This window comes from Candidatus Methanodesulfokora washburnensis, assembly GCF_003947435.1.
GTDB lineage: Archaea > Korarchaeota > Korarchaeia > Korarchaeales > Korarchaeaceae > Methanodesulfokora > Methanodesulfokora washburnensis.
Genome location: NZ_RCOS01000159.1, coordinates 1 through 6,483 on the forward strand (window position 1 = coordinate 1; position 6,483 = coordinate 6,483).

The following is a 6,483-nucleotide window of genomic DNA, read 5'->3' on the forward strand; positions in this document are numbered from 1 at the left end:
GGGCCTCCACAGCTTGGGGATCCTGGCAATCAACCGTAAACCCTGTGCTGAGAGATCAGCATGAATACATCATTGTCCTATCCAAAGGCAGCTTCAAGAGGGAGAGTAAGGGTAAAAAAGACACCATCACAAGGGAGGAGTTCTTGGAGTTCACAAAAAGCGTGTGGAGGTTTCCGCCTGAATCCGCAAGGAAGGTCGGACATCCCGCACCGTTTCCGGAGGAACTGCCATACAGATGCATACAGCTTTATACATTCGAAGGAGATGTTGTCCTAGATCCCTTCGTGGGATCCGGCACAACGTGCGTTGCTGCATTGAAAACGGGGAGACATTACATAGGTATAGACATAAAAGAGGAATATGTGAAGATCGCTGAAAGGAGGATAAGGGAAATAGTAGCCGCAAGAAAGCTCACGGAATACATGCCTAGCCCTCCAAGGCCAGCTTCTTCAGCATATTATACCAAATCCTCCAGTATCTCTCTTTGACAATATCCGTGTTAATGGGATTATAGTTCACAGACACAAAGTTGCCCTTATTTCTAGCCTTCTCCATTAACCTCCTGACAGCTTCTGCCTTTATCCCAAACCCTCTTGGATTTGTTTCTCCCCTCGGTATCCACCACATTTCATCCTTCATCTCCTCCCTCAGCTCTTCTAGATCATCGATCTCAAAGACGTATATTGAAACCTCTCTTTCCCTTCTATTTCCAGTTATATAGAGAATCGGATATTTGAATTGAAATTTTCGTGCCCTATCTATTGAGGGGAAACCGTTCCATGCCACTTTTATGACAGCAATGTCTTCCGTGGTCTTAAGACTGTACCTATTTTCCTTCCCCTCAATGATCACGTAAAAGTCCCATTCTCTCTCTGTAGAGGGTGCAGATTTAACTTCCAGCCCGAACTCCTCCCTCAGCATCTCCCTTATAACATCCTCCCTCCTCTTTCCGATATCCGGTGAACTGCCCTCAATGTACAATATCTCCCATATCCGTCCCAACAGTTCCAAGACATCTGGTCTGCTTTTCAGGAGACGAACTAAAGGATCTGTCTGCGCCATGACCACTCCGGGATTTGATGAAACCAAAATTGATAAACCCGACATCTATTGCTATATAACAGAATGAGCTTTTAAAGAGCCCTATTAGCTACTGAGAATCCTCTAGATTAGGAAGAAAGGCAGACTTAAGCTATTTGGTGCTAAAGCCTTGCTTATAACGATCTTGCTGCCAAGAGGCTTATTGAAAAGCTCGAGTCTAAGGAGTTTGAGCGCAGTTGGTGTTGTTAGTGCTCTTAGAGATGCATACAATCGTTTAAGCGTGAAGTTTTTAAATCCAATAGGCATTATGGATAGATGAGAAGCTCTATTGTTGCCAAGCTCGCGGGATATCTTGGTTTACCCGCCGAGGAGGTTGAGAGAAGGGCCTTGAGACACCTCATTCTAGATGAGCTGAGGCATATCAGGGCTGAGAAGGTGATGATTCTGTCCAAGTATAATGTAAAGAGCTTTGAGGATCTTATGAAGCTTGTCGAGGAGGATAAGGTGAGCGATGTTGATGCCCATGATGATATAGTCAGGCTCGATTATCTGGAAAACCATGAAAGAGAGCTTGAAGGCCTGTTAAAGGAGCTGGAAGGGCAAACTCATGGGCATAGATGAGCTATACTTCAGGCTTGCAAAAGCGATAGAGAAGGAATATCCTGATGTGATAATATCTATCGATCTAAGGAGCGATAGATTAAGAGTATATTTTGTGGACAACAGCTTCCTTGATATCTGGTTCTCAAGAAGAATCCCAGGAAAGTATGCCTTCCACTGGGAACGTAGGAGCGTGAATGGAACAGTATATAGGTGGGATAATGCTGCTCATAGAAGTGCAGCGAATGTAGATACTTATCCACATCACTTTCATAAGGGTTATCAATCAAACATAAGGCCATTTGAACCAAAGAGCACATGGGATGACACCCTAAGGGAAATCTTAAACTATATTAGGGATAAAATTAAGCACTCTCCTTCTTCTCTTTAATTAAGTTTATTTATAACAATGCTTCCTTAGCCTTCCAAATCATACATGCACTGCTGAAAAACCTCTAGATTAGGAGGAAAGGCAGGCTTAAGCATGTCACTCCTCCGTCGCACTTCCTGAACTCGGAGACATCCACCTCCACTGTCCTGTATCCCTCTTTCCTCAGTTTCTCAGCAGTTCTTGGATATCCTTTGGGCATGAGGATCCTGTTCTCACCGAGATAGAGAACATTTGCAGCATAAGCTTCATCCAAAGGCACTCTAATCTGCTTGAAACCCCTGAAATATTGAGGATCCACTAGCTCCGGAACTATCACAACAGTCTTATTGCCGATATAGTTTACTGCGGAGAGCAGGTGAAATACCTTTTCTGTTGGCACTGCGATAACCTCCTGTTTAAAGAATGACTTAAGGGCCTCAACTCCCCCAACGTTAGTCCTGGTGGTGAGGCCGACAAAAACAACAGCATCGGTGACCATCACATCACCTCCCTCAAGAGTTGCTGGTGCCTCAACATTTACAGTGATGAAGCCGAGCTTTTCAAGGAACTCCCTGATACTTGCCTCCTCACCTCTCCTGCTCGGCTCTCCGAATCTGGAGATGAGCGCTTTTCTGCCCGGAGCCCTCACTAAAGCAGTGTCCTGTATGAAGACAGAATCTGGAAATCCATCAAGACTGGGCAGCTTTTTAACCTCAATCCCTTCTTCCTGCAGCGCATTCACATAGTCCTCATGCTGTCTGAGAGCTAAATTTAGATCAACAGTGTTTCTAAGCGGGTGAGTTGAGACACATCTGGGGAATTCACGTGAGGGTGGCCTCACCAGCACGGTGTTGAAGAGCTCTTTAATGCGTTCATGGCCCATAGACATCACTACAGCATCATTGAGAAAGTAAAAAATCTTTCTAGTGAGCTTTAACTTTATGAAGGTAGCTTCCTAGCCCTCAGGTACTCTTCTGCGCTGATTGCCCTCACTCCAGCCTCTTTGGCCTTCTCCAGAAGTTCTCCGTCCTCAGTAATTAGGATTGCATTTCTGGATTTTGCAATGTAAAGATATGATGCATCATAGAAAGTCAATCCCAGATCAGCAGCCAGCATCATAGCACCTTTTACATCTTCCTCCTTCCTCAACTTCTCGAGATTCATTAATCCAAGGACTTTAGCCAGATCCCCCGCTCTATCTAGTGCTTCGCTTCTGCTGATCTTCTCCTTTAAAAAGAACTCTTTCCATATGAGGTTGCCCAGCTCATAAACCGCTAGATCGAGCGTGATCATGCCTTCAAGAAGCTCCACTGCCTTTTCCCTCATCTTCCCTAACAGAATGCCTATCGAGCTTGCATCCAGGACTTCTACCTCTCTTTTCTTGCTTCCCTTATCCAATTAACGATCTCCTCCTCAGGAATTCTGGAGAAAAGCTCTCCAACCCTCTTTGCGGCTTCCTCAACTTCCTCCATTTTTCTCCTCCTCAGCTCCTCCTCGAGAGCCCTCCTCAGGACATGGCTTATGTTGATTCCATGCCTCTTGGCCTCCTCTTTGAGTTCCTTTGGAATCCTCACGGTTACTGTAACACTCATCATGTAATGCTGAAACTGTAGCGCATATAAATATTTCGATCAAAATTGTGGAGACATATTTCTGTAAGTCATCAAAGCACTATAAATATCCTCCTCTTGGTTGTTACTAAAAGCTTTACAATTTATGTGGATGAGATGACTGACAAGTAGCACACTTTATTTAAAATGCCACCTAACAATTGGCGATTCAATTCCTTTAACTTCTATCTCCATGTTAATTCCTATCAACTCTAAAAATTCGCGAACCTGTGTAGCTGTCAAATACTTATAACTAAATCCAATTGGCCTGTAAATCTTTAAGATCCTCTTTTCTTCGTCCCATGATACTTTCTTAGGCACTTCGCATACCTCCTCCATTAAGAATAGACCCCTGACTCCTTTTTGATCTTCCCAAAATTTCTTAAATTCCTCCTCTTTATGAGTGTGCAACCTCTTTTTGTCATTACCATAGGTTCGCCATATTCTATTCCTTTCCTGCTCCCGCAGATTATAATCAGAGGACCAGCCTTTGATATATTCACACCCAACGTACTTTGCATAAGCCGAAAGCTTATTCTCCTTTATCGCGTGGAGAAATATCAGACCGCCCTGAGGTAGCATGGGAGGCAGGTCATATACTAAAAACGCCTGCGCTTCGTGTGTGTCTTCCCAGTTTCGGATAAATGTTTGTATGTGGCTGGGTTTTGACTTAACCCATATTCCGATAAGAGGATCATATTGATGCCCAACCATATCCATCCCTTAAGACTTTTGGGATACACCTTTCTAATAATTTTTGCGTACGCAAAATTCATATGAAAAATATAAAGATTCTTTATCGAAAATTAAAAGCGGAAATTACTCCTCTGCAACCTCCCTTATCTTGTCAATGGCATCTTCCAGGCTCTTGGCTTCTTCCACCAATATAATTACCTCATCCCCCTTCTGGACCGTGAAACTTACCCAGTGTTCTCCATCCTCGTTCTTCTTTATGTCACCGGATCCAGTTGCATCTCCCCCGTATTCCAAGTCCCAAGCCAGATTCTCTCCTATCCTCCTCTTCACCCTTATCGTTCCTTTTTCAGTCCTTATTTCTCAGATTCTCCTCTATTTCTCTGGCAAGAACCCTTCTTCTTGTGAATATTATCACAGGCTTAATTTCGTCGATATCGCACATGGAAAGATACTGGTGAAGAATCTCTTCCAAGCATCGAGCCTTGTGGGATGGTTTGCTGGCCAGCTTTTCTATCTCATCAATCCGTTTATTTATGGCCTCCAGTATCCGCTTTTTATCCTCAGTCAACTCTTCTTTATCCTTCTCAGTATACTTTTTGCAGGATTCATGTGCACGCAAAAGTTTATATTAATCACAAAAACTCTAGTGTAAAGGTGATTTATACCAATGTCAAGTAAAGAGAAAGCTACACCGAAGAGGGAGGAACCGACCGAGGAATCCCTGCGCATGGTATATGCCCAGACTGTGAGATTTATCGAGTCCACCGAGAACGGGAGAATCCGTCTCCTTCAGGTATATATAATGGTTCTTACGGCCTTTATTACAGGAAGTGCAATGATAGTTGCTTATGGATATGGGAAAATCGAGCCTACCATCCTTTCTCTTCCACTGACCATAATCCTTGGTTTTCTAGCATTTTTATCCAGTACACTTTACCACATCTTCCTCAGATGGGATGCAGCATATGCTTATGATATGGCTGTATTGGAGTGGATCTCGGAAAAACTGAAAATGGCCAGAAATATGTCTGATGACAGTAGAAAAGATTTATGCGATCGTTATGAAAAACTCAATAAGAAGTATGCGAGATTTTTAATGATACCACTACCCAAGAGGGGCGGAATTCCTGATTGGGCCATGATAGATGAGGTATATGGATCCTTATCCCCACCTTCCTCTATTAGAGCTCATCCATCGTTTACTTGGCTCTTGGTTATCTGCACAGGGAGTAGCTTAAGTCTTTCTATTTTTCTTGCTCTTTATTCAGCGTTCCATCTGCCCATAGGTACAATGATCATTCTGGGAGTTCCTACATTTTTTGTTATACATGCTATCCTTTTTGGATACGACATAAAATTGCGGAAGAAGATTGAGGAGGAGGTTGACCTGTTTAAGGAATTTAGGAAACCAAAGGATGTCAAAATAAGCGGATTGGAACATAAGAAACCAGAAGAGCACTACAGCTACCGAGGAAGTTCTAAATAATCCTTTTTTATAGATACGTAAGTTTATAGTAATTAATATAAACAATAGTGCTTCCTATTAATATCGATTATCGATATCAATGATAGATATCGATACCCAGCGGTAACATGAGGTATCCTTTTGATTAGCTTTTTCTTCCTGAAAATTTTAAAGACCTTCTATCATGTAGCTGAGATCAATCTCCCCAGTTATGAACCTCATCTATTATGGTAAAACTTTTTCTTGGCACTCTAACGCCCTTTTTCTCTTTAGCATATCTATGTATATTTAGCATTTACATAAACCTTATTTATAACTATCTTTGTCAGGAAATACATAAGGTGACCTCCTCTATGGTTGAGGCAATGGATGAATATGACCAAATGCTTAAGGATTTTGAGAAAAGGAAAGATCAGTACGGATTTGTTGAGATAAGGTGTGCATCAGTAAGGGGAAGGAATGAGAAAGGAGAGAGCATATGGATTGGAGTGGCGATCAAAGTTATTCCTCACAAGAAGGATGAGGAGAAAGGGGAGGAGAGAAACTATAACTATGGGGATGTGATCTTCAGGAGGATATATATCCCAGCGGAGGATTTCCTTAAAATCCTCAGAAATTCGAGGGAGACTAGGATACTTAGGATTCCAGGAGATCCTGAGCTCGAATATAGGATTGAGGGATTGAGAAAAGAGATCATATAT

Annotated in this window: 12 protein-coding genes; 5 read left to right on the forward strand and 7 right to left on the reverse strand. The window is 42.6% G+C overall.

All coding sequences use genetic code 11. From position 1 onward, the window contains the following. Positions 1-488, forward strand: a 488-nt coding sequence (locus D6D85_RS13695; protein WP_133308327.1) for a DNA-methyltransferase, incomplete at its 5' end; no start/stop codon positions are given. Here the strand turns inward: D6D85_RS13695 and D6D85_RS13700 are convergent. Next, the gene (locus tag D6D85_RS13700; protein WP_125672600.1) at positions 427-1,107 is read right to left on the reverse strand and encodes a hypothetical protein; all 681 of its coding nucleotides are present in this window, start codon (positions 1,105-1,107) and stop codon (positions 427-429) included. The genes D6D85_RS13695 and D6D85_RS13700 overlap by 62 nt on opposite strands. A gap of 249 nt (positions 1,108-1,356) precedes the next feature. Between D6D85_RS13700 and D6D85_RS13705 the strand changes: the two genes are divergently transcribed. Beyond that, positions 1,357-1,662: a hypothetical protein gene (locus D6D85_RS13705; protein ID WP_125672601.1), complete on the forward strand. Its 306-nt coding sequence runs from the start codon at positions 1,357-1,359 to the stop codon at positions 1,660-1,662. Continuing rightward, the gene (locus D6D85_RS13710; RefSeq protein ID WP_125672602.1) at positions 1,649-2,032 is read left to right on the forward strand and encodes a toxin-antitoxin system TumE family protein; all 384 of its coding nucleotides are present in this window, start codon (positions 1,649-1,651) and stop codon (positions 2,030-2,032) included. The genes D6D85_RS13705 and D6D85_RS13710 overlap by 14 nt, the downstream gene beginning before the upstream one ends. Before the next feature lie 64 nt (positions 2,033-2,096). On the opposite strand, the gene D6D85_RS13715 is transcribed toward D6D85_RS13710, so the two are convergent. The 6 genes from D6D85_RS13715 to D6D85_RS13740 form a co-directional block, all read right to left on the reverse strand. Further along, on the reverse strand, positions 2,097-2,900 hold the full coding sequence (locus tag D6D85_RS13715; protein ID WP_125672603.1) for a dimethylarginine dimethylaminohydrolase family protein: 804 nt from the start codon (positions 2,898-2,900) through the stop codon (positions 2,097-2,099). Between the two features lie 50 nt (positions 2,901-2,950). Continuing rightward, positions 2,951-3,409 carry a type II toxin-antitoxin system VapC family toxin gene (locus D6D85_RS13720; protein WP_125672604.1) on the reverse strand — a complete coding sequence of 153 codons (459 nt, stop codon included), beginning with the start codon at positions 3,407-3,409 and terminating at the stop codon, positions 2,951-2,953. Beyond that, on the reverse strand, positions 3,379-3,606 hold the full coding sequence (locus tag D6D85_RS13725; protein ID WP_237558863.1) for a type II toxin-antitoxin system CcdA family antitoxin: 228 nt from the start codon (positions 3,604-3,606) through the stop codon (positions 3,379-3,381). The genes D6D85_RS13720 and D6D85_RS13725 overlap by 31 nt, the downstream gene beginning before the upstream one ends. A 153-nt stretch (positions 3,607-3,759) precedes the next feature. Then, entirely contained in the window at positions 3,760-4,335 is a 576-nt protein-coding gene (locus D6D85_RS13730; RefSeq protein WP_125672605.1) for a hypothetical protein, read from the reverse strand. Between the two features lie 105 nt (positions 4,336-4,440). Continuing rightward, positions 4,441-4,647: a hypothetical protein gene (locus D6D85_RS13735; protein WP_125672606.1), complete on the reverse strand. Its 207-nt coding sequence runs from the start codon at positions 4,645-4,647 to the stop codon at positions 4,441-4,443. Between the two features lie 16 nt (positions 4,648-4,663). Continuing rightward, positions 4,664-4,885 carry a hypothetical protein gene (locus tag D6D85_RS13740; protein WP_125672607.1) on the reverse strand — a complete coding sequence of 74 codons (222 nt, stop codon included), beginning with the start codon at positions 4,883-4,885 and terminating at the stop codon, positions 4,664-4,666. A gap of 99 nt (positions 4,886-4,984) precedes the next feature. On the opposite strand from D6D85_RS13740, the gene D6D85_RS13745 reads away from it, so the two are divergent. Together D6D85_RS13745 and D6D85_RS13750 are read left to right on the forward strand one after the other, a co-directional pair. Then, complete coding sequence (locus tag D6D85_RS13745; protein WP_125672608.1) at positions 4,985-5,803, forward strand: hypothetical protein; 819 nt, start codon at positions 4,985-4,987, stop codon at positions 5,801-5,803. Between the two features lie 332 nt (positions 5,804-6,135). After that, the coding region (locus D6D85_RS13750) for a hypothetical protein (RefSeq protein ID WP_133308328.1) at positions 6,136-6,483 on the forward strand (348 nt) is incomplete at its 3' end.

Bases quoted from the DNA above. Each gene is read 5' to 3' on its own strand.
- D6D85_RS13705 (WP_125672601.1), top strand. From the start codon at position 1,357: ATGAGAAGCTCTATTGTTGCCAAGCTCGCGGGATATCTTGGTTTACCC.
- D6D85_RS13745 (WP_125672608.1), top strand. From the start codon at position 4,985: ATGTCAAGTAAAGAGAAAGCTACACCGAAGAGGGAGGAACCGACCGAG.
- D6D85_RS13715 (WP_125672603.1), bottom strand. From the start codon at position 2,900: ATGTCTATGGGCCATGAACGCATTAAAGAGCTCTTCAACACCGTGCTG.
- D6D85_RS13700 (WP_125672600.1), bottom strand. From the start codon at position 1,107: ATGTCGGGTTTATCAATTTTGGTTTCATCAAATCCCGGAGTGGTCATG.
- D6D85_RS13725 (WP_237558863.1), bottom strand. From the start codon at position 3,606: ATGATGAGTGTTACAGTAACCGTGAGGATTCCAAAGGAACTCAAAGAG.
- D6D85_RS13710 (WP_125672602.1), top strand. From the start codon at position 1,649: ATGGGCATAGATGAGCTATACTTCAGGCTTGCAAAAGCGATAGAGAAG.
- D6D85_RS13730 (WP_125672605.1), bottom strand. From the start codon at position 4,335: ATGGTTGGGCATCAATATGATCCTCTTATCGGAATATGGGTTAAGTCA.